Source organism: Kribbella sp. NPDC051587 (genome assembly GCF_044453945.1).
Taxonomy (GTDB): Bacteria; Actinomycetota; Actinomycetes; order Propionibacteriales; family Kribbellaceae; genus Kribbella.
The window spans coordinates 157,739-179,917 of the sequence record NZ_JBITDE010000009.1 but is presented as its reverse complement, the minus strand read 5'-3'; the positions used below and the strand labels follow the sequence as shown (position 1 = coordinate 179,917).

Here is a 22,179-nt window from a genome sequence, read left to right as displayed (position 1 = left end):
GGACCAGGGGGCGTGCGGCGTCTCGAGGACATGCCGGACGGCTATGAACCGCCTTCGGTGGGGATGGCTACCGAGGTGATCGACGTGGTCCGCGAGGTGGTGCCGGGGGTGGACGCGAGCAAGCCGTCGTGGCTGACGCTGCGCAGCGCCGAGTACGACGTGGAGATGACGATCGGCAAGGGCGTTCAGGTTCGCGACATCACGTTCTATCTGAACGACGGTCCGCGCTCGATCCCGATCGTGATGGAGATCAGCCGCCGGCTCGGTCTGACGCCGTACGACACGGAGTCGGGCGACTTCCTGACCGAGGAGTCCCGCCCGCCGGTCCCGCCGCCGCTCACCGACGACGAGATCCGCGCCAACAAACCCAAGTGGTGGAAGTTCGGCCGCAAGTAGCGGACCGCCCCCACTCACCAACTCTCGTGCAGGCCCGGTATCCACGCTCAGGGAGTTTCGCCGGAGGGGCCCGCCGCGAGGTTGGTGAGTGGCGCAGGTCCGCTCACGCTCGCCACCCGGCTGAAGGTCGAAATCAGTCCAGCAACTCGAACACCGCGGGCCCGACCCGCAGCACCCCGGACGTCAACGGCGTGGTCCGCACTCCACCATGCCCCCGCAACGCCTTCATCGCCCCCGCTCCGATCACCACGTTCATCCAGGCACACGGATTGGCGGGCCGGAACGCCTGGAACTCCACCGGCCCCGCCCCGGAGTCGAGCGAGAACCGCCGTCCGGCGACCCCGCGTCCGGCGGCGAGCGTGTCGATCGGGAACCCACGAACCACGATGTTGCGCCGCGGCAGCACCGGATCCGGCACGGGCTCGAACCCATCCAGCGACGCCGCGTCCAGCACCGTGACAGCCGCATTGCGGTGCACCTTCTGACCGAAGTACCGATCCCCGACGATCCCGAGCCCGGCCCGGATCTCCACCTCGGACCGCCCGACTGGCACCGGGTCCGGCCGCGGCCCGTCCGCTGGCCGCCCCTCGAAGGCGTGCACGGGCGACACCACCAGCGCGACGATCTCCACCGGCGTACTCATCCCCAGGTCAACGGATCCAGCAGCCGGTAGAACTCGAGCCGCCGCCGATCCGGCTCGGTCAGCCCGTACGCCGTCAGGAACGGACCCGGGTCGACCGACCACTCGTCGTACAGCTGGATCGTCGTCAACGCCAGGTCGGAGTACCGATCGGCGATCCCGAGGCGGCCCACGTCGATGAACCCCGTCACCCGCAACGTCAACGGATCGAAGAAGACGTTCGGTAGGCACAGATCCCCATGGCACACAGCCGGTTCGGCCGCCGACTCGACATAGGGGCTCTCGGCAACCACCTGTTCTAGGAGCGACTCCGGGGAAACCGCACGCCACTCGTCGGTCAGGAACTCCGGATTCACCGCACCCCGCCGTACGACGTCCTGCGCGGAGGCGACCACCGACGCGAGCGGACGCTCGAACGGGCAGTCCCGCAGCGCGTGGAACTCGCGCAGCGTCCGCCCCAGCGTCTCCATCGCGCCGAGCCAACCCCACGACGGCAGGTCGATCCCGGCGACCCCGGGCACCACGCTCGTCAGCAAACACGCGCCATCGTCCGACTCGACCCAGTCGACGACCGTCGCGCTCGGCGTACCTGTCCCCGCCAGCCAGGCGGTCCGATCCCGCTCACCTTCCAGCGCGGAGACTCCATCAGCGGCACAGCATTTGGCGATCACCGACCCGCGCCGATAGACCGACGTGTCGGACTCCCCACCGTCGATCACGTCCCAGCCGTCCCCCGGCGGGATCATGACGACTCCCGCACGATCAGCTGCCACGGGAAGTCGAACACCTCCCCCGGCGCCCCCTCCCGATCGGTCAGCCGGCCGACCATGATCCGCGCGAGCGCCTCGTTGAACCCGACTGGCCCGACCGTCGACAGCGACGGATCCAGATGCTCACCCTCGGGCGTGTTCCCGACCCCGACCACGGCCAGATCCCGCGGTACGTCGATCCGCAACCGATGCGCAGCCCGTACGACGGCGATCGCGGCGAAGTCCGTCGTACAGTAAACGGCGGTCGGTCGGTCCGGCTTGCTGAGCAGCGTCATCGCGGCCCGATAGGCGCCTTCCGGGTGTCGCTCGAACACCTCGATGTCGTCATCCAGCAGCGGCTTCCCGGCCGCCTTCAGCGTGTTCACATAAGCATCGAACCGGGCGAACCCAGTGGTCCGCGAGGTCAACGCACCCACCCGGTCATGCCCGGCCAGCAGATGCTCGACCGCCAGATGACACCGCGGCTCGGCGCCGGATCGGATCACGTCGAACCCGCGCGGCTCCAGCGTCTCGCTAAAGGCGACGATCTGAACCCCCTGCGCCGCGAAAGCCTCGAGCTCGGCGACCTCCGCCGGATCCGGGCTCACCCCGTCGATGAAGATCACGTCCGGCGTGCGGTTGGACAGCACCGCACGCCAGTCGCCGTCGGCAACGATCAGCGCGGTCTTGTTGAGCGGACGGACCGCCGCGCTGACCGCATCCGCCACCGCCTGGGACCACGGGTCGGCGAGCACGTTCAGCGACAACAGGACCAGGTCGGACTTTCCGGTCCGGATCGCCCGGGCCGCGTCGTTGCGCCGGTACCCGAGCCGGCTCGCCACCTCCCGCACCCGGTCGGCGGTGGAGTCCTTGATGGTGTGGCTGCGATGTCGCCCGGACAGCACGTAGGACACGGTCGCGACCGAGACCCCTGCCTCCTTCGCAACCATGCGCAATGTTGGCCGGTCCGACATACGGATGATTCTTGCAGAAGTAACTAGCCTTTGACCGCACCTGTGATGACGCCCTTGGTGAAGTGACGCTGCAGGAAGGGGTAGACCATCGCGATCGGGACCAGCGCGACCACGACCACCGCCATCTGCAGGGACTGCGGCTGCGGCAGCGGCTCAACCCCGAGCTGATCCGCCGACAGCGACTTCCCCTGCAGCACATAGGTCCGCAGGATCACCTGGACCGGCCACTTCGAGGTGTCGTTCAGGTAGAGCAGCGCGTTGAAGAACGCGTTCCAGAACCCGACCGCGTAGAACAGCCCGACCACCGCGATCACCGCCTTCGACAGCGGCATCACGATCTTCCGCAGGATCATGAAGTCGCTCGCGCCGTCGATCCGCGCGCTCTCCAACAGCTCGCCCGGCACGTTCATGAAGAAGGTGCGCAGGACAACGAAGTTGAAGGCTCCCAGTGCCCCCGGCAGGATCAGCGACCACAGGCTGTCCAGCAACCCGAGCTGCTTGACCACCAGGAACATCGGGATGATCCCCGGCGCGAACAACAACGTGAACAGCACCATCAGCAACACCGGCCGACCGAACAGCACCGGCCGCGACGTCGCGTAGGCCAACGCGATCGTGACCGCGAGAGCGATCGCCGTACCGACGAGGGTGACGAAGACGCTGACCAGGATCGCGCGACCCATCAACCCACCACTGAACAACGTCGAGTACGCCTTGACCGTCGGATGCGACGGCCACAACACATACCCACCGGCCTTGATGATGTCCTCGTCGCTGGCCAGCGACGTCGAGATCACCACCAGGATCGGTACGACGATCGCCAGCGCGAACCCGCCGAGGACGACCGCCTTGATCGCCTGGTAACCCGGCGACGGATTCTCTTTCCAGATGGGCCTCATGAGCCGCCCCTTCGTTGGAAGATCCCCGGCTCACCGAGCCGGTGGGCGAGCGAGTTCGCACCCCACAGCAGCAGCGCGCCGACCACGCCCTTGGCCAATCCGGCCGCGGCTCCGCTACTCCAGTCGCCGCCGACCACGCCCGCGTAGTACGTGAAGGTGTCCAGTACTTCGGCCGCACCCGGCCCGACCGAGTCGCGCTGCAGGATGAACTGCTCGAACCCGACGCTGAGGATGTCGCCGATCCGCAGGATCAGCAGCAGCACGATGACGGTTCGCAGCGACGGCAGGGTGATGTGCCACAGCCGCCGCCAACGGCCGGCGCCGTCCGCGGCCGCCGCCTCGTAGAGCGAGACGTCGACCGTGGTCAGCGCGGCCAGGAAGATGATCATCGCCCAACCCGCGTCCTTCCAGACCAGCTGTGCGACCACCAGCAGCGGGAAGGTGTCCGGATTCGTCATGAACGGGATCGGGTCCAGCCCCGCCTGCCGGAGCAGGTTGTTCACGAACCCGGCCCCACCCAGCGACTGCTGGAACAACGTCACCACGAGCACCCACGACAGGAAGTGCGGCAGATAGGCGATCGTCTGGAACCACCGTCGTACCCGGTTGCTGACCAGCGAGTCCACGATCAACGCGAGCCCGATCGGGACCGGGAAGAACAGCAGCAGCTGCACCCCGGCCAGGATCAGCGTGTTCCGCAACGCATCCCAGAAGTCGGGATTGTCGTACAGGTTGACGAAGTTCTGGACGCCGTTCCAGGTGCTGTGCATGATGCCCAGGTAGGGCTGGAAGTCCTGGAACGCGACCACGTTGCCGAGCACCGGCAGGTAGAAGAACACCAGCAGGAACACGACGCCCGGGATCATCAGCAGCACCATCTGCCAGTCGCGGCGCCACCGTTCGGCGAACCTCACGAGACCGGCACGCTCGCCGGCAGTACGGCGGCGAACTCGCCCCGCATCTTGTCACCGCCACCGGACTTCCAGCGCTTGAGCGCCTCGTCGTACGCGTCGATCTTCTGCCGGCCGGTGACGATGTCCACGATCGTGTCCCGGAAGGCGGCGGTGAGCTTCGGACCGACCTTGCTGCTGGTGTCGGAGTACGTGCCCGCGGTCGGGTTCCGCATCGCGAACTGCAGCAGCTTCTGCTCGGTCGCGTAGATCTTGCGGGTGTCGTCCGGGAAGGCGGGGTTGAAGATCACGCTCTCCGGCGCGGTCATGATCTGCAGCGCGCTGACCAGGCCGGGTCCCTGCTGAGTGCCGGCCTTGGTGAACACCGGGTTCTTCTGCGCGTCCAGCTGGTACTGCTGGCCCTCGACGCCGAAGTTCTTCTGCAGGTACTCCTTGGTCCCGAACGGTGCCGACAGGTAGTCCATCAGCGCGAGGAGCTCGCGGATCCGGCCCTCGTCGGTCTTCTTGAACGGCGTGAACCCGACCGTCCCGTAGCCCATGTCGTAGACCGGTTTCGCCTTACCGTCATGGCCGAACGGGATCAGCGTGTCGACGAACAGCGACGGGTCGAGCGCCCGGAAGTCGGCCGTCGCCCGCGGTCCGACCGTGACCTGGGCGGCGATCTGACCGTTCACGGTCTTCGGGGTCGCGTCGGCCAGGTTGAGGTCGGGGTAGAACACCTTCGCGGCCCACAACTTCGCGGCGTACTCGACGGCCGCCCGGTAGTTGTCGGTCTCGTACAGGTGCGTCAGCGAGCGATCGGCGTTGACCCGCCAGCCGTTCGGCGCACCGAACCACTCGCCGAACATGTGCAGCATGTTGATGATGGAGGGCTCGAGCGCGTAGTTCGTGCCGTTGCTCAACTCCTTGCACTTGGCAAAGAACTCGTCCGCACTGGTGCTCTGCAGGCCGCCCACTTTGGCCCAGGTGCGCGGGTTGCCCATCATCACCTGGCCGAACGGCGTCGACGGGATCGGCGCTCCCCAGATCTTCCCGTTCACCACCGCGGTCCGCCAGGAGGCCGGCTTCAGCGCGGCCAGGTTCGGGTACTCCAGGACCGCATCGCCCGACAGGTACGTCGTGAGGTCCTGGAACTTCGCCTCGAGCATCGGCCCGATGTTCGGGATGCCCTGGTTCGGCGGCAGCCACATCAGGTCCGGCAGCGAGTCGCTGGCCAGCAACGTGGCGAACTTCTCCGGGTAGCCCGGGTCGGTGCCGATCGTCAGCTTCAGCTCAGCACCGAGCGCCTGGTTGAGCGCCTGCCACATCGGGTTGCTGCCCATCGGCGGCGGAGGCGTCGCGAACGTCTCGGTCAGCGCGGTCACCGCGTTCTTCAGCGGCGGTGCCTTGACGCTCGCGGTCGCGTTGGCCGGGAACCGCAGGAAGCCAGGCTCCAGCCCGGACTCGGCCCCCGGTAGATCCGGCTGCAGACCCGCAAAAGGCTTGTACGTCGGGAGCTTCAGCTCACCGGATGCCTTCGCGCCACCACCCGCCGTACCGCCGTCACCACACCCAGCGAGGGTGGACCCGGCGACCACCGCCGCACCGGAGACCTGCAGGAATCGTCGCCGACTGATCATTGCTGCTCCAAGCCACAGTAGAGTGCTCACTTACGAGCACTTAAACGTTAACCCGGACCGTAAACGACGTCACCGGTCGATGGCAAGAGACAAAACAAACCGGCGGCCGCAGGGGATATCCCCGCGACCGCCGGTCAGGTGGTGCTCAGATCAGCAGCTCACCAGCAGTCCGAGCAGGATGCTGCAGGTCTTGCTGGCCTTGTCGTTGGCCGCTGCCGGGTCGGTCGGCAGGCTGGCGACCCGTTGTGCGGTCGCCGTGAACGAGCCGGTGGTCAGCAGCCCGGCGGACGCACTGAACGTCTTCGTGACCGACTCACCGCTGGCCAGGGAGGTCACCGGGCAGTACAGGTTCCGCGTCGTACCGACCCGGGTGCAGCCGGTCGTCCCGACGTACGTCAGACCGGACGGGTACGTCGCGGAGACGTTGATCCCGGTCGCCGTCGCCGGCCCGTTGTTCTTCACTGTCACGGTGTAGTTGATCCGCCCGCCGGACGCCCGGCCGGTCAGTCCGACCGCGACATCGGCCGCCGTCGGCGTCTGGGCGAAGGTCAGCGTCGGACCCTCGAAGAGATCGAACGAGTATTCGTCACCCAGCAGCTGGTGCTGCAGCGTCACGGAGGCGGGCGCGGTGTCCAGCACCTTGAAGGTGTAGACGATGACCCGGGTCTCGCCGCTCGGCAGGTCCCCGAGCGAGGCCCGGTACTCGATGTCCAGCGGGTAGCAGATCGTCGCTCCCGTGCAGGACTGCAGCTCGAACATGGTCGGCAGCGAGACGCCGGTCTTGCCGAAGATCGCGGCCTTGGCGCCCACGATCGTGAACGATGCGGAGTTGTGCACCGTCTGGGTGATGGTGAACTCCTGGCCGACGCTCAGCGAGGTGTCACTGACCTCGATCGCGCTACTCGGCGGATCGGCGGCCAGCGCCGTCCCCGGAGCGATCAGAAGAGCGCCGGCGACGACTGTCACCAGCGCAGCACAAAGCGACTTCAAGGCGTGCATGTGTGGCCCCCCACAATTGACTGAAGACTTCCCCCACGAGCGCCGGATCAGCGGTCGTGCAGACGAGTATGGTGCTCCCCGTCACAACACACAACTACTCGAACAGCCGTTTGTTACGGTCACGGTCCGCGCCGCGGGTGTCACCCCGTGATCACGCCGACGCTCAGCGGTTGGTGACCTCGAAGGCGACGATCGCGGCGGCGACGGCGACGTTCAGCGATTCAACCCCTGCATGCAGCGGGATCTGCAGGTCGGAGTCGGTCGTGACGGTGATGCCGTTGGTCTCGCCGCCGAGCACATAGACCGCGCGCGGCGCGAGCTCGGTCTTGAACAACGAGTCCCGCGACCGCGCCGACAGCCCGTAGACGTGGTAGCCCGCGGTCTTGAGCGTGTCGACCGCGGTCTTCGCGGTCGACGTGTTCACGATCGGGGCCTGGAACGCGATCCCGGCCGAGGCCTTGATCACGAGCGGCCCGACGTGCGGCGTACCGGCTCGGGGCAGGATCACGCCGTCGAAGCCGGCACCGGTCGCCGTACGGAGAATCATGCCGACGTTGCCCGGGTTGGTGACGCCGTCGAGCAGGAAGACGTTCGTCGGCCGCTTGCCACGCTCCCGGACGAACTCGTCGAGCGGCGTCATCCGCGGTGCGTTCACATCCGCGACCACGCCCTGGTCGTGCTTGCCGTTCCCCGCGAGCCACTTCACGCGGCTCGCGGTCGCCCGCTCGACCGGCGTACCGGTCCGGTCCGCTGCACGCAGGATCTCGTGCATCGATCCACCGGTGGCGTTGTCCGCCACCACGACCTTCGCCACCGACAGGGTCGGGTCGTCCAGTGCCTCGAGCACCGGCTTCCGCCCGTAGATCGTGATCCACTTGTCGCGCGGCGACTTCTTCGACTCCACCCGCCTAACTTACTTGAGCGGGTTGGTGGCCTTGCCATCCAGCCAGAGGGTGTTCGACGGATCGCGGTGCGTGCCGGTGCCGCCGACGTGCTTGTCGGAGATGGTCGGGCCGTTCTTGATCACGTGCGCCATCGCGTGCCCACGGCCGAGGTCGTAGTCCGCCTTCAGCCAGTCACAGATGACACCGGCCTTCACATCCTTGGCGTCGTACCCGCGGGCCTGCGCCTGCTGCACCAGCACCCGCGGGGTGAAGCCGGTCTTCTCTTCGATCTTGTCCAAGTACGCCTGGAACGACATGTCGGTCTTCTTTCTCGAGGTTGGCCTTCACCCCTGCGTCGACCGGGCCTGCTCGATTTCGACACACCTCAGAATCGCTTCCACGGATCGGTCGACATCCGCCTCGCTGGTCGTCCAGTTCGACACCGAGATCCGCATCGCCGCGCGCCCCTGCCACGTCGTACCGGACATCCACGCGGTGCCCTCCTGCTGCACCGCCTTGACCACTCTCCTGGTCAGGTCGTCGTTCCCGAACCGGACGAGCACCTGGTTGAGGTTGACCTCGTTCAGCACGTACGGCGCCAACTGGTCCGCGAACCGCCGTGCCATCGCGTTGCACCGTTCAACCAGCTCCGCGATGCCTTGCCGACCGAGCGCGCGGATCGCGGCGTACACGGCGAACCCGCGCGCCCGCCGCGAGAACTCCGGGTTGTAGTCGAGCGCATCCCGCTGCTCGTCGTCATGGATCAGGTACGACGCTCTGACCGACATCGCCGCGCGGTGAGCCTCCGGGTGGGCGCACAGGACGAGGCCGGAGTCGTACGGCACGTTCAGCCACTTGTGCGCGTCAGTCGCCCAGGAGTCCGCTTTCGCTAGCCCGCGCATCGGCGTACTGACTGCACTCCACAAGCCGAACGCCCCATCCACATGCACCCAGGCGTCTTGTTTGAGCTCACAGATCTCGTCCAGCGGGTCGATCGCGCCGGTGTTCACGTTGCCCGCCTGGGCGCAGATGATGGTTGGTCCTCCGTCCAGCTCTTGTGCGAGCGCCTCCGGCCGCATCCGCCCCTGGCCGTCCACCGCAACCGGCACGATGCACCGCGTCCCCAGCCCGAGGAACCGCAGCGCCCGATCCACCGTGTCGTGCCGCTCAGCTCCCACGAGCACTTGGATCGGCGGCGCGCCGATGAGCCCGTCCGCCTCGACATCCCACCCAGCCTTGGCCAGTACGGCGTGCCGCGCGGCCGCGAGCCCGGTGAAGTTCGCCATCTGAGCGCCCGTGACAAACCCGACCGACGTCTGCTTGGGGAGGCCGAACAGTTCCACCAGCCACCCGGCCGTGATCTCCTCGACCACCGCCGCGGCTGGTGAAGCGGCGTACAGGCCTGCGTTCTGATCCCACGCGGTCGCCAGCCAGTCCGCCGCCAGCGCCGTCGGCGTCGCGCCGCCGAACACGAACCCGAAGAACCTGCCGCTCCCACTGGGCAGCAGCCCGTCCTCCACGTTGTCGGCCAGGCTGCTGATCACCTGTGTCGCGTCGCTCGGGCCCTCCGGTAGCGCGCCGCCCAGCTTGGCCCGGAGGTCGGACGCCGTGTCACGCGGTCCAACCCGCCGTACCGGCAGGTCCTTCAAGTAGCTCATCGCCCGCGCGTACGCCTCGCCGAGCGGCCCCTCCCAATCCGGCTTCATTGCTCCTTTGTACGCCGATTCCGTCGTACAGTGCCCGAAACTTTTGTGGGGAGGAGCTCGTGGTGAGTCGCTGGTCAGCCATCGTCGGCTATTCACTGGTCGGCGCCGCGACCCAACTCGTCTGGCTCAACTTCGCCGGCGTCACCACCGTCACCGCCACCCACTACGGCGTCTCCGAAACCGCCATCGGCTGGCTCGCCCAGGTCTTCCCCCTCCTGTACGTCGTTCTGTCCATCCCCTGCGGTTTGTTGCTGGACCGCTGGTTCCGCCCAGCCCTGCTGGCCGGCGCCGTCCTCACCACACTCGGCGCGCTCGTACGCCTCGGCGGCGACCACTTCGGCTGGCTCCTGGCCGGCCAACTCATCGCCTCGGTAGCCCAGCCCCTGGTCCTCAACGCCGTCACCGGCATCACCGGTCGCTACCTGTCCGAGAAGGACCGCCCCACCGGCATCGCCCTCGGTACCGCCAGCATCTTCGCCGGCATGGTCCTGGCCTTCCTACTCTCCGCCGTCTTCCCCACCGCCGGCTCCCTGCACACCATGCTCGTAGTCACCGCAGCCTTCTGCGTTGTTGCAACCGTTCTCCTGGCCGCCGCGCTCCGCCATCCCGGTCACCACGCGCCAGCGGTTGTCGCCGTACCGCAAGCAATCTTCGCTGCCCTCCGCACCTCCTGGGCCGACCCCCTCATCCGCCGCCTCTGCCTCCTCGCAGTCTTCCCCTTCGGCGTCTTCGTTGCCCTCAGCACCTTCGCCCAACCCCTACTGGAACCCGCCGGCGTCACCAGCACCACAGCCAGCGTCATCCTCCTGCTGAACGTCATCGCCGGCGTCATCGGTAGCGCCCTCATCCCCATCTGGGCCGCCCGCCACCACGCCGAATCCCCCTACCTGGTCACCGCCCTCGCAGCCACCACCCTCTGCTGCCTCCTCCTCGCCTTCGCCCCCAGCACCTGGCTCGCCCTCATCACCATCACCCTCATCGGCCTACTCCTCCTCCCCGCCCTCCCCATCGTCCTAGAACTCGTAGAACGCCGTACGACCGACTCAGAAGGCACCGCCGCCGGCCTCATCTGGCTCTCCGGCAACGCCGGCGGCCTCCTAGCCGCCACCGCCGTAGGCCTCCTCGTCCACCACCCCCGCTCAGCCTTCTTGTTACTCGCGGCGCTCCCCCTCATCGCCCTCCCCGGCGCCCACACCCTCCGCCACCGCCTAGCCACCCCCACCCGCTAACATGGACCCGCACCAACCCGCCGACGTGGCGCAACTGGCAGCGCACCGCTCTTGTAAAGCGGTGGTTAGGGGTTCGAGTCCCCTCGTCGGCTCTCTCACCTGCGAAGATAAGTTGCCGCTGATGATTTCGGCGGCCACAACTCACTGGAAACTCACGACTTACCCACTTATGGGTGCTGGTCGATGGCAGCGAGGATGAGCCCACAGGAGCACCTGTAGCGAGCGGGCGTATGTGCGTACGGCGGCGCTGCGTCCGCCCGATAGATCTGATGCAGATCACCTCGCGACCCCACGTAGTGAAACGACCACCGAGGGGGTCGCCCCCCGCGGGGAAACAGCACGGGGTACTCCCGACGGGGCAGGTACGACAGCCGGACCCCATGCGCCCAGCCGGGGGCTCTCAGACGCACCGCCCCGCCGCCCCTTCGCAGAGCCATCAAGTTGAACCATCAGTGTGGCCGGCAGTACGAGACCACTTGCAGAGAGGCCGAACGTGTCCAGTACCTTTGGTTCTGCTCGCACCTGATCCCCGACCGCAGGCGGCCAGTTTCGGCGCTCCCGGTCCACCATGACGCCGACGACCTCTCCTTGTACGTCGAAGGTCCAGCCAAGGTGCCCCTCTGCGTAAACAACTCGGGGCACCCCGTCGCTGGATGCCACAACCACACATCAGTGATGCCGGCCTCGACGTAGTCGCGGTGGCGCACGCGCCAGGCATGGTCGGTCAGCGACTGTTGCTGCAGCTCGAACGCGACCTGCGCACCGGACCTCAGCTCCACCAACACATCGCTACGGCGCACCCGTCCCGGAATCCATTGCTCGTCGACAACCCCGACAACATCCGGTTGCGATTCAGCCCACCGGGCGATGCACCTCTTCGCCTCCGCGTGCCACCGCGTCTCCGGCCCATGGCCACCGACGGGTGCCTCGCTCGGCGGATGAGCGAAGTGCGGCCGTCGCTGACCACCGATCCGCCCCTTCACGACCAGCGGCACCTGCCGCGGCTCAGGACAATCCCAACCCTGCAGGCAGAACAGGCACACCAGGCTTCCATCGCCCTGCTGCCCTTTGCGCCGCCAGGACTCGACGCTCTGATCGTCAACGTGCACTTCACGACCGGTCGCGAGATCGAACCCGATGACCAGCAGTTCCTTCGACATCCGCGGTTTCCCTTCGACAAAGACGCGCACATGTCGAACGGGCCCACGACAACCTCATCGTCGCGTCCGTCCGCCACATACGCATGGACAGATGCCTCGACGAGATTCAGAAGCTTTGTCGATACCAGATTTGAAGTCAGCCGCAGGGAGTCTTCAGTGTGGGCGCTCAGATGGCCCAAGACATTGAGAGTTGTGTGCGCGGCGAAGAGTCAGCTACGAGATGAGAGTAAGTATTTGGTGTTCGAGGCCTCCTTAGCCTACGCCAGGTGGCTCCGAATCTCGTTCATGCACGTGTCGCAGGGCGTCTTCGAGGTGCTGCGCAGCCTCAGGGTTCCGTCGACGACGGCCGAAGTAGTCGTTGATGGTCGTTGAAGTCTGCGCATGTCCAAGCTGATCCGCGACCTGCCCGGGAGTCTGCCCGGATCGTTCCAGCACAGTGGCGGTCGTCTTCCTGAAGACGTGCGCGGTGACCCACGCGAGCTCGTCGGCGAGCGACTGCAGACCGGCCAGCTCCGTCAGCTCCAGCAACGCGGCCCGATCGCTCTTGCTGATCCCGTAGGCATCGGCAAGCACAACAGCCTCCTCCGCCGTCAGCTTGACCCGACCCGTTTCCACCAGGCTGATTCGCGTCTTACGCCAACCAAGCGCGGCCACTGCCTCCGCCTGTGTCATTCCTGCCGCCCGACGATGACCGCGAAGAACACCCCCCAGCTGCCGGCGGCGCTCGCTGCCCACCGGCCGACGTACGTCTCGCAACGCCTTCTGCACGTTGTGCGGATCGCGGAAGCCGCACTTAGAGTCCGGAAAGATCGGCGCATCGAGCGAAGTGCCCGGCACCCACCTGGCCTCAAGCATCTCGACACCCCAACGCGGCAGCCCAAGAATCCGATCACCCGCGACCGACTTCACCCGACGGCGGACAAGCCCTTTGCCCTTGATCGACTGGACCTGATGACTGCAATCAATCTCGCCCGTCTCCCATTTCACGTCGCGCCAAGTGACCGCGAGTGTCTCGCCGATCCGCTCACCTGTCGCCAACATGAACTTCGTGATGTCGATCAGGTCAGCCCGAATAGCTCGCTCGTCCTGACTAAGCAGCTCAAACCACTGGTCCCGCTCAGCGGCATCCAACGCCCGAGGCGGCTGCTTCTTGGACGTCTGCCTGATCGTGATCTCTTGCACCGGATTGACCGCCAGCGCGCCATGCGTGACCGCCAGCCCGCATGCCCGACTCAACAGGCTTCGACAGGTCTTTGCCGTCGCCGCGCCAACCTCGTCCCTAATTGCCTTGACGACATCCTTCACCCGCGGCGTGGTCAGTTCCCACAGCCGGAGCTCGGCCACACGAGGCGCAAGGTTCTTGTCGTACTGATACCGATAGGTCTGGTAGGTGTTCGGCGCCAAAACGTCCTGCTCGATGAGATCCTGCACCTCGGCCAAGTACAACTCCACAGCCACTGACACACGCTCCGTCGACCGCAGCCCGCCAGCCTCTCCCAAACGCTGCCGCGACTTCATCGCGGCACGCAGATTATTCTCCGCCTGAGTCTTCGTCCGCCCCCACTTGGCCACAGGCCGAGGCCGACCATCCAGATCCCGATACAACGCCCGCGCTTCGTACTTCCGAGGCTCCCCCTTCGCGTCCCACGCAACAGCACGCGTCGAGATCGACCCCCAAGTGCCCAACGGCAGCGGTTCCCGACCCATGCCTCCTCCTCAGCTCCAGAGGCACGTTCAACGTGTGAGCCAACAGACTTTCCACGTTCACCAGCCAGGAAGCCCGCTTGATAACCGGCGACACCGTGTACTCATCAGTTGATTCAGCCTTCGATGCTGCCAACTGCGACGGCGCCCCCCATCCGCCGGGCGCGCATCGACGAACCGAGCGCGCCTCCGCCACGAAGCCAGTGAGCGAAGCCTCGGCTGGAAAGTGGCCCGCGGTTGAGCACCCACCACCCAACAAGCGGAAACCTTGTACGCCCCTCGTAGATGTCGAGGATCTTGCAGGTGCAGGCGGCTCGAAGCGGACCGAACTCTCAATTCGACCTCTGACCTGCATCTTTACGCTCGTCCGTTCGCGACACTGACCATCGCTTGTCAGCGTCCCACGGAGCAGTGACGGAGCAGATGATGCCCATCGCAGCCCTCGGCCGACGTGATGGCTCCCAGTGGGACCGCAAGCGCGTGAACATCGCGGGCAAGTCGAGGTCAAGGTCGCTGACCAACTTCTTCACGACGTCGTTGACCTGCGTCATTAGCAGGCGCCGGAAGAGGTGCTCGTAACCGTGAAGCAGCCACTCTTCGGCACTGAAGTAACCGTCGGGGCCGTCGATACCTCTCCGTCGCCGGCGGTCGTCAGTGGTCCACCGCAATACCCCAACTGCAGGTCCATGCGATGGCCACTCTATGTAGGCTCCCGAACACCATGAGAGCAGCCGAAAGGACGACCATGATCAGACGCATCGCAGCCGCAGCGGTGGCCGGAACCTTCCTCGCGCTCGCGACAACAGTCACCGCCGGCGCGACCGTGACGGGTCAGTACTACGGCCCCTACCCGGATCGAGCAACCTGCGAATACTGGCGCGGAGGTATCGACCCGGGCGGCGCCAACACCGAGCCCTGCTTCTACGACATGAAGGGCGGCTGGAAGTTCTTCGACAGGCGCTAGACAGCCACGCGTGCTGTCTCCGCCAGTCGCCAAAGCCCGTCGTACCTGGGAATTTGGTACGGCGGGCTGAGGGCTCAAGGGGGCTAGCGGGCCGAGGCTTCCCGCGCCATCAGTCCGGCATCATGGCCCTCTCCCTCCGCGAAGGCGCCCTCACCACCAACCCCGTACGCCGAGCCGAACCCCTTGGAGACCCACCCCGAACCCCAAACCGAACCCTCACCCCGAGAACATCGCCCTCCTACGCCAAGCCTCGCCACCAGTCCCCAGGCGGTCGTCGCCGACCTCTCCGACCCGTCGGCCTCATACTCGGCACCGGCGTAGGTGAAGTCCCGGATGTCGATGTTCGAAGTCTGCACGAATTCCGTACTCGTCTGCGCAGACGTCGGAGCGGCGGCCGGATACGAACTGACCGATCCTTGAAGGCAAAGCAGATGATCTAGTACTACAGCTGTAGATCGTGGCCTTTGACTGATTCGCCCTGTGTGTAAAGGCGTATCGCTGGTTGGTGTGTCGTGGTGACGTGGGCCGGCCACCGCTTCATTACGTGATCGACCACTGGCTGGTCGGCTACGGCTACGACCAGTCCGGCGCGCGTAGCTATTTCGCCGACCCGGCCACTACCGTGTGGAGTGGCGTGAACGCGAAGTTCATCTACTCCAGTACCGGTTTCGCCAACAGCTTCATCAAGCCGTCAGGAAACGGGGTCGTCTACTAACAGTGAGGATGATGTGGGTGAGCCCCGCAGCGGTCGTCCTGACTCGTCGCCTAACTGACTTAGGGTCTTGAACGGGATTCGTCGGTCGTCTGCTTGCGGGGCTCACCTGCACTCACCGGGCCAGAGGGTTGTTGGTGACTTCATAGGAGCCTGTGCCAGCAGGCACCCATCACTGTTCTGTCCCGCTCGCCTCGGCTGGTGCGTGCCGCCCTAGCCCTAGCGAGAGGACGGCAATGTCCACGATGACACGAACAGGAACCGGTCTCCAGTACGGCGTGATCGGCGGTGTCGACACCCACCGCGACACCCACACCGCGGCGGTGATCGATCCCGTCGGCCGGCTCCTGGACCACCGAACCTTCCCTGCCACCGCGGCCGGCTACCAGGAGCTGCTGGCCTGGCTGCAGGCGTTCGGGACGGTCCAGCGGATCGGGGTCGAGGGAACCGGTGCCTACGGAAACGGCCTCACCAACTACCTCACCGGCCAAGGCATGACCGTGATCGAAGTCGACCGCCCAGACCGCAAAACCCGCCGCTCAGCCGGCAAATCCGACCCGATCGACGCCGAAGCAGCCGCCCGCGCAGCAGCCTCCGGCACGCGTGCAGGAACACCCAAGAACCGCACCGGGAACGTCGAAGCACTCCGCAACCTGCGCGTCGCGCGCCGCTGCGCGATCAGCCACCGCGCCGACTCCATCCGCCGCATCAAAACCCTCATCGTCACCGCACCCGAACCACTGCGCGATCAACTACGCGACCTGCCCACGCGTGAACTCATCGCCACCTGCACCGCACTACGCCCAGACCCAGCCCGGATCGGCCAGCCATGCCAAGCAGCCAAAACCGCGCTGCGCAGCCTGGCCCGCCACCACAATCACCTCACCGAACAGATCACCGAACTCGACGCCCTCATCACCCCGCTGGTCGAGGCGATCAACCCCCGCCTGCTCGAGCTCAACGGTGTCGGCGCCGACGTCGCCGGCCAACTCCTGGTCACCGCCGGCCAAAACCCTCATCGCATCCGCTCAGAAGCAGCCTTCGCGATGCTCTGCGGCGTCGCACCCATCCCCGCCTCGTCGGGGCGAACACACCGCCACCGCCTCAACCGCGGCGGAGACCGCCAAGCCAACGCAGCCATCCACCGCATCGTCATCTGCAGACTCCGCTGGGACCCCCGAACCCGCGCCTACATGACCCGCAGAACCACCGAAGGCCTCTCCAAAAACGACACCATCCGCTGCCTCAAACGACTCATCGCCCGCGAGCTCTACTACACCCTCACCACACTTGACGATCCATAGGAGCATCCATGGCACACCACCAGCGCAGCGCCTGTCTTACCGCAGCCCTGACGGCTGTTCTGGTGGCCGGGTGTGCCTCGTCGCCGCAGGCCGATGGCCGCCGCTGGAGGACCGCCAGCGCTGGTGCTGGCGGTGGTGATCCTCGCGCAGCCCCTGCGCGGGTTGGCGCCCACGCTGTACGGGATCAACCAGCAGACCATTCGCCAGATCCTGATCGCACCAGAACTTCTCCCCCGGACGCAGGCCACCTGGCGATTCCTGGTCCACGGAATGCAACCGATCGGCGCCATCCTCGGCGGCACTCTCGGCGCCTTGGTCGGATTCCGCGCCACCTTGGTCGTCAGCAGCCTGGTCATGCTTGCCGGCACCATCCTCGCAGAAACCGATCCCGGACGACTTGGTCCGCTCGGAGGGCGAGGACCCCGAGCGACACCCAGTCGTCCGCGACGTCGAGTACTGGATAGACCGTGCAGCCACAGATCTGGCCTTGTTCAGCGAAGTCGGAGCACCGTGGGCGTGATCAACGCTTCTCGGGTCCACCTCGATTAGCCTGGTTGCCGCTCAAGGCTCAACAACAGATGCGATCACGTGCCGTACGTGTAGAGATGCCACAGGTACCGGCCACCTCCGACGGCCTCGAACTTGCACTCAGCGCCCGTTTGGCCGTCGGTGAGCTGCTGTACGCGGCGATTACAGTCTTCCCAGTGGTAGTAGAACTCGTTGGTCGCTCCGGCATAGGCCGGCGCCGCGACAATGGACAGTGCGCCGGCCGCCACAGCGACACCGCTACCGACAACTAGAAACTTTCGCATCGTGGTCATTCCACCATAATGGCCTAGGCCAGTGTCACTGAGACCAGGCGCTTAGTGACGGCGCCTCATTTACGGTCGGAACTGAGCGCTGGTGGGACGGGACCACTCAAGGTTTCGATGGCACGCCGGACTGATCTCGCTACCTCGCGGATTCGTTTGCCTGCGGAGTTGAGCAATTAGCGGACAGGGCCGTCACATACCTGGCCATAAGGTCGACAGTTGCGCCGGGCCCCGGAACATGTTCACTTCATCGTCGCTGGGCCCACGATCGAGTCACTCGATCGAGTAGTTGACCTAGTAGTCGACGCGATCGCCCCGTCGGGCATAGATCAACTGTTCGGCTAGTGGATCTCATCGGCCTCGGTCGAATCAGGTTCTCCGAGCGTGACGCGGACACCGTCGAGGCCGCGGCAGGTCCAGGGATCTTCATTTTCGCCGGATGCGATCGTCCGGGAGCTGGTCGGCTCTTGAACGGCGAGGGTTCGTCGTACCCGGCCAAGGTTCGGATCGCACGACCGGACGGCGATATTGCGGGCTCGCCACGGACAACTGCTCGGATCCGAACTCAGGTAGATCAGATCAGGTCGCCGGTCCGAGCGCCGTTCTGGGGGTAACAAGTCCTCGCGCTCGGGTGCTGTCTCGACATTTCCTGCATCCCGACGGTGCCGCAGAGGACCTCGTTCGGGAAACCGGACCCGAACCACTTCGCAATGATGGCGTGCGCCTGCAGGTCGGCGACGCCGTACGGGCTGCGTCTGGGTACCAGACCGCGGAAAGGCCATCCAGTGGAAGGTGCCAAGGGCGCGATGACAGCCGAAATGGAAGCCGAGTTCGACGATGTCGCATGGTGGACGTGCCTTGCCGCGCAGCATCTTGGGGAGGACTTCTTCATCCCGGCCGGCTGTCGTGGTAGCGGCGGACCGCTGGCGCTGGCTTGGCTGGCCGAGGCCTGCAGTCTGCGTCGGGGATCGCGACTACTGGACCTCGGCGCTGGTATCGACGGACCGGCCGCTTGGGTTCAACAACACTACGGTGTCCATCCGTTGCTGATGGATCCGATCACCGGCGCAGGCCGCGCAGCGGTTCGGCTCTTCGGATTGGCTACGGTCACGGCGGGCGGAGCCGCGATCCCTCTCGCGGCAGGATCCATCGACACAGTCTGGTGCATCGGGGTCCTGTGCACCTTACGGGACAAACTGGCGTTACTGAACGAAGTCCATCGGGTACTTCGGCCTGGCGGGTCACTCGACCTGCTTGTGCTCATCGCCGCAGACGAAGAGACGTCGCCGCAGCCGGAGGGCAACTTCTTTCCGACCGCAGCAGAGCTCGTGGCAGTGCTCAGAGACGCTGGGTTCGAGATCCGTGACTCTGCTGCTGCGCCTGACATCACTCCGATCGACTGGAAGCAACGAGCCGACGAGGTGGAGAAGCGCCTTCGCGCTCGCTACGGCGACCATCCGAGATATCAAGAAGCCGAAGAGCAAAACGACAAACTGCAGAAGCTTTTGCAGAGCGGCCAACTGATCACACGGCTTGTGCACGGCGTTCGGTCGCAGATGGGACCGATCCGCAGGGATGGCGGCTTCGAATCCCCATCATGATCAATCAACGGTGGACAGGCCTCGCATGCTGACCTTACTGGGCATGCCGGCAGGTGCAGAGTGGCTCGTGATTCTCGCGATTGTCGTGTTGCTGTTCGGATCGGCCAAGCTGCCGGCCCTGGTGAAGCAGCTCGGCAAGTCGAAGAAGATCTGGGAGGAGGAGGTCAGCCCCAGCAGCAAGGCGCAGGAGCTGACCGAAGACGCTGCCTACCCCTCGCAGACTCCTCTCCCCCAAGTGAAGCCACAGCCTGCTGTCAACGAGCAGGGCTCCAGTGACAGTCCGCCTTCGACGGCGACTCCACTGCGTTGACGATGTCGGAGGTCGGGCGGCGCGAGGAGAAGAAGGAGCGCCGCCCGAAGGACGAAGAGGGTCGGATGACCCTGCGCGAGCACATTGTCGAGCTCCGGAACCGGTTGCTCATCAGCGTGCTCGCCATTGTGGTGTGCACGATCGCCGCCTGGTTCTTCTACAACGAGGCGTTCAACTTCCTCACCAAGCCGTTCAACACCGCGATCAGGCCGTACGCCGAGGCGCGGGCGTTGAAGCCTCAGCTCACGCTCCAGGGTGTCGGTGATCCGCTGACGTTCCGGATCAAGGTCTCGGCGATGATGGGCCTGGTCGCGTCCGGCCCGGTGTGGCTGTTCCAGCTGTGGGCGTTCATCGCCCCCGGCCTGCACCGCAACGAGAAGAAGTGGGCGTATCTGTTCGCCGCGATCGCCGCGCCGCTGTTCGCCAGCGGTCTGGCCGTCGCGTACTGGACGCTGCCGAAGGGTATCGAGATCCTGCTCGGGTTCACCCCGGAGGCGATCCAGAACCTGGTGGAGATCAGCAAGTACCTCGACTTCGTGATCCGGACGATGCTGGTCTTCGGCATCGCGTTCCTGATACCGCTGGTCGTGGTCCTGCTGAACATGCTCGGCATCGTCCCGGCCGCCGCGCTCGGGAAGTTCCGGCCGTACATCATCCTGGTCATCTTCGTCTTCGCCGCGGTGGCGACGCCGTCCGGTGACCCGTTCACGATGTGTCTGCTGGCGGTCCCGATGTGTCTGCTGTTCTTCGTGGCCGAGGTGATTGCCCGCATCAACGACCGCCGACGTAAACGCCAGGACGACGCCCTCTTGGCCGATTGAGGCAGGATCCAGCACCACGCCGTGGCCAGCCGCGTGAGGGCGGCCGGCCACTTTTCTGCGATCAGGCGTTCGCGCGACTGGTGTTGATCGTGCCGTTCACGTCAGCAGGGAAGAAGCTGCCCTTGATGGCCTTCTTCGGTGTCAGGTAGACGACGTTCAGGACCTGGTCGGCCCACGGCTGAACGCGATGCCGTTCGCGTCCGTCGGAACGATGTTGGTCCGCCCACGGTACGTCGTTCCCTGGTCGAGGTCGCTCTTCCCGTCAAGGCTGTCGCGAGCGTTGGAGATGGACACCGACGGCCGCGCCATCGCCGCCGTACCAAGAGCCTTACGCAGGAAGCGGATGTGAGCCAGTTCATCAGCGGCAATCTCATCGGCGTATGCCTTGACGGATTTGGTCTGGAACTTGGCCTTGCGACTGCTACGGACACCGCCCGGCTTGCCCTTGCCGTAGACAATCCGTAGCGCGCACCGCGCGCAGGTAGAACTCCGTTTCCAGGTACTCCAGGTTGAGCGCGAAGTTCAGTACAGCGCCGGCCACGCCAGCGGCGCGCAAGAATTGCGCTCACGTCGACTCGAGATCGACCGGCGGCTTCTGGCCGACGGGCAGGCGCTTCGGGGTCGAATCTCCGCCAGCAGCTTCCGCCTCGAGCTTGTCATCGCCGGTCTCAAGCAAGTGCTTCCGAACGAAATTCCGCGGGTTCAGGTCCTGTAGCTCAAGATCGGCGAACTCCGGGCCCAGCTCGTCCCGCAGATCGCTCTGCGCATTGCTGACCATCCTCCGGACCTGGCTCAGCACATGCTTCGCTGTCCGGGCAAACTCCGGCAGCCGGTCAGGGCCGAAGACGAGGACAGCGACGATCGCGATCACGACCAGTTCGAGCGGCCCGATGCCGAACATGACTCACCCCATCCATGGGTTCCGACCAATGATTCGGTGCCCGGAGGCTTTCGGATCGGTCGGACCGACGTGCGAGCAGTGGTGCTGGGGCGCCCATCCGGGTAGCTGGTGCCTCCGAACCTCTTCACAGCGCTACCCCGCCTCATGAGGAGATGGTCGGTGGTATGAAGTCCTGGAAGCCGTTGTATCGATGGCTGGCAGCAAGTGTGGGATTCGCGGCGGTGGTCGCGGTAGGAGTGGTTGTCTTCGGCCCCGATGGCAAGGACACGGCGACCGGGACGTCGCCACCAGTCGCGAGCGCTCAGCCCGAGAATGCACCGGAAACGGCGCTAGCTGAGCCGGACGCACTCGTGAATCGGATGCTGGATCAGCTGCGCAGCGGCGAGCCGGTCGAACCGCAGTTCGCACCGGGTGAAGGAAGCCCGGCGGCCGGCGTACCGATCGAGGCGATCAAGGCCAAGCCTGGCGAGCAGTTGCGCCTCGGCCGCCTCGTGATCCCACGGCTCAAGCTCGATGCCGAGCTGAACAACGGGGTCGACGAGGCAGCACTCGTGCACGGCGTCGGTCATTGGCCCGGTACGCCGTTGCCAGGTAGTCCCGGCAACTCCGTGATCAGCGGCCATCGCAGTACGAACGACAAGCCGTTCCTGTACCTGGACCGGCTCCGCCCCGGTGACCCGATCAAGGTCACGGTCGGCGCGAAGAGCACGACGTACAAGGTCTTCAAGACCACCATCGTGCCGCAGGCCGACTATGTGAAGTTCGTGCTGCGCCGGCCCACTCAGCCGGGCGACAAGGTGATCACCTTGTTCGCCTGTAACCCCATCACAGCCCATTACCAGCGCATCGTCGTCCAGGCGCGCGCCGGTTGAGGAGGCGATATC

26 protein-coding genes and 1 tRNA gene are annotated in these 22,179 nt (G+C 65.8%); 10 read left to right on the top strand and 17 right to left on the bottom strand.

The window, feature by feature from the left end; genetic code table 11:
• Positions 1-12: 12 nt before the first annotated feature.
• A complete protein-coding gene (locus tag ACIA49_RS28825; protein ID WP_396380623.1) occupies positions 13-396 on the top strand; it encodes a hypothetical protein in 384 nt (127 codons plus the stop codon).
• 133 nt (positions 397-529) lie between these two features.
• On the opposite strand, the gene ACIA49_RS28820 is transcribed toward ACIA49_RS28825, so the two are convergent.
• The 10 genes from ACIA49_RS28820 to ACIA49_RS28775 all read right to left on the bottom strand — a co-directional run bounded on the left by ACIA49_RS28820 (position 530) and on the right by ACIA49_RS28775 (position 9,777).
• On the bottom strand, positions 530-1,039 hold the full coding sequence (locus ACIA49_RS28820; RefSeq protein ID WP_396380621.1) for a molybdenum cofactor biosysynthesis protein: 510 nt from the start codon (positions 1,037-1,039) through the stop codon (positions 530-532).
• A complete protein-coding gene (locus ACIA49_RS28815; RefSeq protein ID WP_396380619.1) occupies positions 1,036-1,782 on the bottom strand; it encodes a phosphotransferase in 747 nt (248 codons plus the stop codon). The genes ACIA49_RS28820 and ACIA49_RS28815 overlap by 4 nt, the downstream gene beginning before the upstream one ends.
• Positions 1,779-2,735, bottom strand: a complete 957-nt coding sequence (locus ACIA49_RS28810; RefSeq protein WP_396380617.1) for a LacI family DNA-binding transcriptional regulator — start codon at positions 2,733-2,735, stop codon at positions 1,779-1,781. Before ACIA49_RS28810 ends, ACIA49_RS28815 begins: the two co-directional genes overlap by 4 nt.
• Positions 2,736-2,782: 47 nt before the next feature.
• On the bottom strand, positions 2,783-3,658 hold the full coding sequence (locus tag ACIA49_RS28805; protein ID WP_396380615.1) for a carbohydrate ABC transporter permease: 876 nt from the start codon (positions 3,656-3,658) through the stop codon (positions 2,783-2,785).
• The gene (locus ACIA49_RS28800; protein ID WP_396380613.1) at positions 3,655-4,572 is read right to left on the bottom strand and encodes an ABC transporter permease; all 918 of its coding nucleotides are present in this window, start codon (positions 4,570-4,572) and stop codon (positions 3,655-3,657) included. Before ACIA49_RS28800 ends, ACIA49_RS28805 begins: the two co-directional genes overlap by 4 nt.
• On the bottom strand, positions 4,569-6,188 hold the full coding sequence (locus ACIA49_RS28795) for a sugar ABC transporter substrate-binding protein (protein WP_396380611.1): 1,620 nt from the start codon (positions 6,186-6,188) through the stop codon (positions 4,569-4,571). Before ACIA49_RS28795 ends, ACIA49_RS28800 begins: the two co-directional genes overlap by 4 nt.
• Before the next feature lie 150 nt (positions 6,189-6,338).
• The gene (locus ACIA49_RS28790) at positions 6,339-7,154 is read right to left on the bottom strand and encodes a DUF11 domain-containing protein (RefSeq protein WP_396380609.1); all 816 of its coding nucleotides are present in this window, start codon (positions 7,152-7,154) and stop codon (positions 6,339-6,341) included.
• Between the two features lie 196 nt (positions 7,155-7,350).
• Entirely contained in the window at positions 7,351-8,091 is a 741-nt protein-coding gene (locus tag ACIA49_RS28785) for a TrmH family RNA methyltransferase (protein WP_396380607.1), read from the bottom strand.
• A gap of 9 nt (positions 8,092-8,100) precedes the next feature.
• Positions 8,101-8,388, bottom strand: coding sequence for a DUF4287 domain-containing protein (locus tag ACIA49_RS28780; RefSeq protein ID WP_396380605.1), 288 nt, complete (start codon positions 8,386-8,388; stop codon positions 8,101-8,103).
• Between the two features lie 27 nt (positions 8,389-8,415).
• Positions 8,416-9,777 (bottom strand): pyridoxal phosphate-dependent decarboxylase family protein, encoded by a 1,362-nt coding sequence (locus ACIA49_RS28775; protein WP_396380603.1) that lies wholly within the window; start codon positions 9,775-9,777, stop codon positions 8,416-8,418.
• Between the two features lie 62 nt (positions 9,778-9,839).
• Here ACIA49_RS28775 and ACIA49_RS28770 point away from each other — a divergent pair, with 62 nt between their 5' ends.
• On the top strand, positions 9,840-11,006 hold the full coding sequence (locus tag ACIA49_RS28770; RefSeq protein ID WP_396380601.1) for an MFS transporter: 1,167 nt from the start codon (positions 9,840-9,842) through the stop codon (positions 11,004-11,006).
• Positions 11,007-11,025: 19 nt separating this feature from the next.
• Positions 11,026-11,098: transfer RNA gene (locus ACIA49_RS28765), tRNA-Thr, on the top strand.
• Positions 11,099-11,455: 357 nt separating this feature from the next.
• On the opposite strand, the gene ACIA49_RS28760 is transcribed toward ACIA49_RS28765, so the two are convergent.
• Both ACIA49_RS28760 and ACIA49_RS28755 read right to left on the bottom strand, forming a co-directional pair.
• Entirely contained in the window at positions 11,456-12,166 is a 711-nt protein-coding gene (locus ACIA49_RS28760; RefSeq protein WP_396380599.1) for a competence protein CoiA family protein, read from the bottom strand.
• A 252-nt stretch (positions 12,167-12,418) separates the two neighbouring features.
• Positions 12,419-13,597: a helix-turn-helix domain-containing protein gene (locus ACIA49_RS28755; protein ID WP_396380823.1), complete on the bottom strand. Its 1,179-nt coding sequence runs from the start codon at positions 13,595-13,597 to the stop codon at positions 12,419-12,421.
• A gap of 1,018 nt (positions 13,598-14,615) precedes the next feature.
• Between ACIA49_RS28755 and ACIA49_RS28750 the strand changes: the two genes are divergently transcribed.
• Positions 14,616-14,834 (top strand): hypothetical protein, encoded by a 219-nt coding sequence (locus ACIA49_RS28750; protein WP_396380598.1) that lies wholly within the window; start codon positions 14,616-14,618, stop codon positions 14,832-14,834.
• 83 nt (positions 14,835-14,917) lie between these two features.
• Here the strand turns inward: ACIA49_RS28750 and ACIA49_RS28745 are convergent, their stop codons facing one another.
• Positions 14,918-15,190: a hypothetical protein gene (locus ACIA49_RS28745; protein WP_396380596.1), complete on the bottom strand. Its 273-nt coding sequence runs from the start codon at positions 15,188-15,190 to the stop codon at positions 14,918-14,920.
• 188 nt (positions 15,191-15,378) lie between these two features.
• On the opposite strand from ACIA49_RS28745, the gene ACIA49_RS28740 reads away from it, so the two are divergent.
• The gene (locus ACIA49_RS28740) at positions 15,379-15,549 is read left to right on the top strand and encodes a hypothetical protein (protein WP_396380595.1); all 171 of its coding nucleotides are present in this window, start codon (positions 15,379-15,381) and stop codon (positions 15,547-15,549) included.
• Between the two features lie 242 nt (positions 15,550-15,791).
• A complete protein-coding gene (locus ACIA49_RS28735) occupies positions 15,792-16,850 on the top strand; it encodes an IS110 family transposase (protein ID WP_396380594.1) in 1,059 nt (352 codons plus the stop codon).
• A gap of 584 nt (positions 16,851-17,434) precedes the next feature.
• Here ACIA49_RS28735 and ACIA49_RS28730 read toward each other — a convergent pair.
• Complete coding sequence (locus ACIA49_RS28730) at positions 17,435-17,671, bottom strand: hypothetical protein (RefSeq protein WP_396380592.1); 237 nt, start codon at positions 17,669-17,671, stop codon at positions 17,435-17,437.
• Between the two features lie 797 nt (positions 17,672-18,468).
• Between ACIA49_RS28730 and ACIA49_RS28725 the strand changes: the two genes are divergently transcribed.
• From ACIA49_RS28725 to tatC, 3 genes are read left to right on the top strand one after another with little or no spacing between them, the layout of a single operon-like run.
• Positions 18,469-19,263, top strand: a complete 795-nt coding sequence (locus ACIA49_RS28725) for a class I SAM-dependent methyltransferase (protein WP_396380590.1) — start codon at positions 18,469-18,471, stop codon at positions 19,261-19,263.
• A gap of 25 nt (positions 19,264-19,288) precedes the next feature.
• Positions 19,289-19,573, top strand: a complete 285-nt coding sequence (locus tag ACIA49_RS28720) for a twin-arginine translocase TatA/TatE family subunit (protein ID WP_396380588.1) — start codon at positions 19,289-19,291, stop codon at positions 19,571-19,573.
• A 2-nt stretch (positions 19,574-19,575) separates the two neighbouring features.
• Positions 19,576-20,394: a twin-arginine translocase subunit TatC gene (gene tatC / locus ACIA49_RS28715; RefSeq protein WP_396380586.1), complete on the top strand. Its 819-nt coding sequence runs from the start codon at positions 19,576-19,578 to the stop codon at positions 20,392-20,394.
• 156 nt (positions 20,395-20,550) lie between these two features.
• Here the strand turns inward: tatC and ACIA49_RS28710 are convergent, their stop codons facing one another.
• The 3 genes from ACIA49_RS28710 to ACIA49_RS28700 all read right to left on the bottom strand — a co-directional run bounded on the left by ACIA49_RS28710 (position 20,551) and on the right by ACIA49_RS28700 (position 21,295).
• The gene (locus ACIA49_RS28710) at positions 20,551-20,703 is read right to left on the bottom strand and encodes a hypothetical protein (protein ID WP_396380584.1); all 153 of its coding nucleotides are present in this window, start codon (positions 20,701-20,703) and stop codon (positions 20,551-20,553) included.
• Between the two features lie 112 nt (positions 20,704-20,815).
• Positions 20,816-20,935, bottom strand: a complete 120-nt coding sequence (locus ACIA49_RS28705; RefSeq protein ID WP_396380822.1) for a ferritin-like domain-containing protein — start codon at positions 20,933-20,935, stop codon at positions 20,816-20,818.
• 24 nt (positions 20,936-20,959) lie between these two features.
• A complete protein-coding gene (locus ACIA49_RS28700; RefSeq protein WP_396380581.1) occupies positions 20,960-21,295 on the bottom strand; it encodes a sec-independent translocase in 336 nt (111 codons plus the stop codon).
• A 164-nt stretch (positions 21,296-21,459) separates the two neighbouring features.
• Between ACIA49_RS28700 and ACIA49_RS28695 the strand changes: the two genes are divergently transcribed.
• Positions 21,460-22,167: a class E sortase gene (locus ACIA49_RS28695; RefSeq protein ID WP_396380579.1), complete on the top strand. Its 708-nt coding sequence runs from the start codon at positions 21,460-21,462 to the stop codon at positions 22,165-22,167.
• The last annotated feature ends 12 nt before the right edge of the window (positions 22,168-22,179 follow it).

Coding starts and splice junctions, on each gene's coding strand:
- ACIA49_RS28820 (WP_396380621.1), bottom strand. CDS start 1,039: ATGAGTACGCCGGTGGAGATCGTCGCGCTGGTGGTGTCGCCCGTGCAC.
- ACIA49_RS28815 (WP_396380619.1), bottom strand. CDS start 1,782: ATGATCCCGCCGGGGGACGGCTGGGACGTGATCGACGGTGGGGAGTCC.
- ACIA49_RS28810 (WP_396380617.1), bottom strand. CDS start 2,735: ATGGTTGCGAAGGAGGCAGGGGTCTCGGTCGCGACCGTGTCCTACGTG.
- ACIA49_RS28805 (WP_396380615.1), bottom strand. CDS start 3,658: ATGAGGCCCATCTGGAAAGAGAATCCGTCGCCGGGTTACCAGGCGATC.
- ACIA49_RS28795 (WP_396380611.1), bottom strand. CDS start 6,188: ATGATCAGTCGGCGACGATTCCTGCAGGTCTCCGGTGCGGCGGTGGTC.
- ACIA49_RS28780 (WP_396380605.1), bottom strand. CDS start 8,388: ATGTCGTTCCAGGCGTACTTGGACAAGATCGAAGAGAAGACCGGCTTC.
- ACIA49_RS28775 (WP_396380603.1), bottom strand. CDS start 9,777: ATGAAGCCGGATTGGGAGGGGCCGCTCGGCGAGGCGTACGCGCGGGCG.
- ACIA49_RS28760 (WP_396380599.1), bottom strand. CDS start 12,166: ATGTCGAAGGAACTGCTGGTCATCGGGTTCGATCTCGCGACCGGTCGT.
- ACIA49_RS28750 (WP_396380598.1), top strand. CDS start 14,616: ATGATCAGACGCATCGCAGCCGCAGCGGTGGCCGGAACCTTCCTCGCG.
- ACIA49_RS28735 (WP_396380594.1), top strand. CDS start 15,792: ATGACACGAACAGGAACCGGTCTCCAGTACGGCGTGATCGGCGGTGTC.
- ACIA49_RS28730 (WP_396380592.1), bottom strand. CDS start 17,671: ATGACCACGATGCGAAAGTTTCTAGTTGTCGGTAGCGGTGTCGCTGTG.
- ACIA49_RS28725 (WP_396380590.1), top strand. CDS start 18,469: ATGACAGCCGAAATGGAAGCCGAGTTCGACGATGTCGCATGGTGGACG.
- ACIA49_RS28720 (WP_396380588.1), top strand. CDS start 19,289: ATGCTGACCTTACTGGGCATGCCGGCAGGTGCAGAGTGGCTCGTGATT.
- tatC (WP_396380586.1), top strand. CDS start 19,576: ATGTCGGAGGTCGGGCGGCGCGAGGAGAAGAAGGAGCGCCGCCCGAAG.
- ACIA49_RS28710 (WP_396380584.1), bottom strand. CDS start 20,703: ATGGCGCGGCCGTCGGTGTCCATCTCCAACGCTCGCGACAGCCTTGAC.
- ACIA49_RS28700 (WP_396380581.1), bottom strand. CDS start 21,295: ATGTTCGGCATCGGGCCGCTCGAACTGGTCGTGATCGCGATCGTCGCT.
- ACIA49_RS28695 (WP_396380579.1), top strand. CDS start 21,460: ATGAAGTCCTGGAAGCCGTTGTATCGATGGCTGGCAGCAAGTGTGGGA.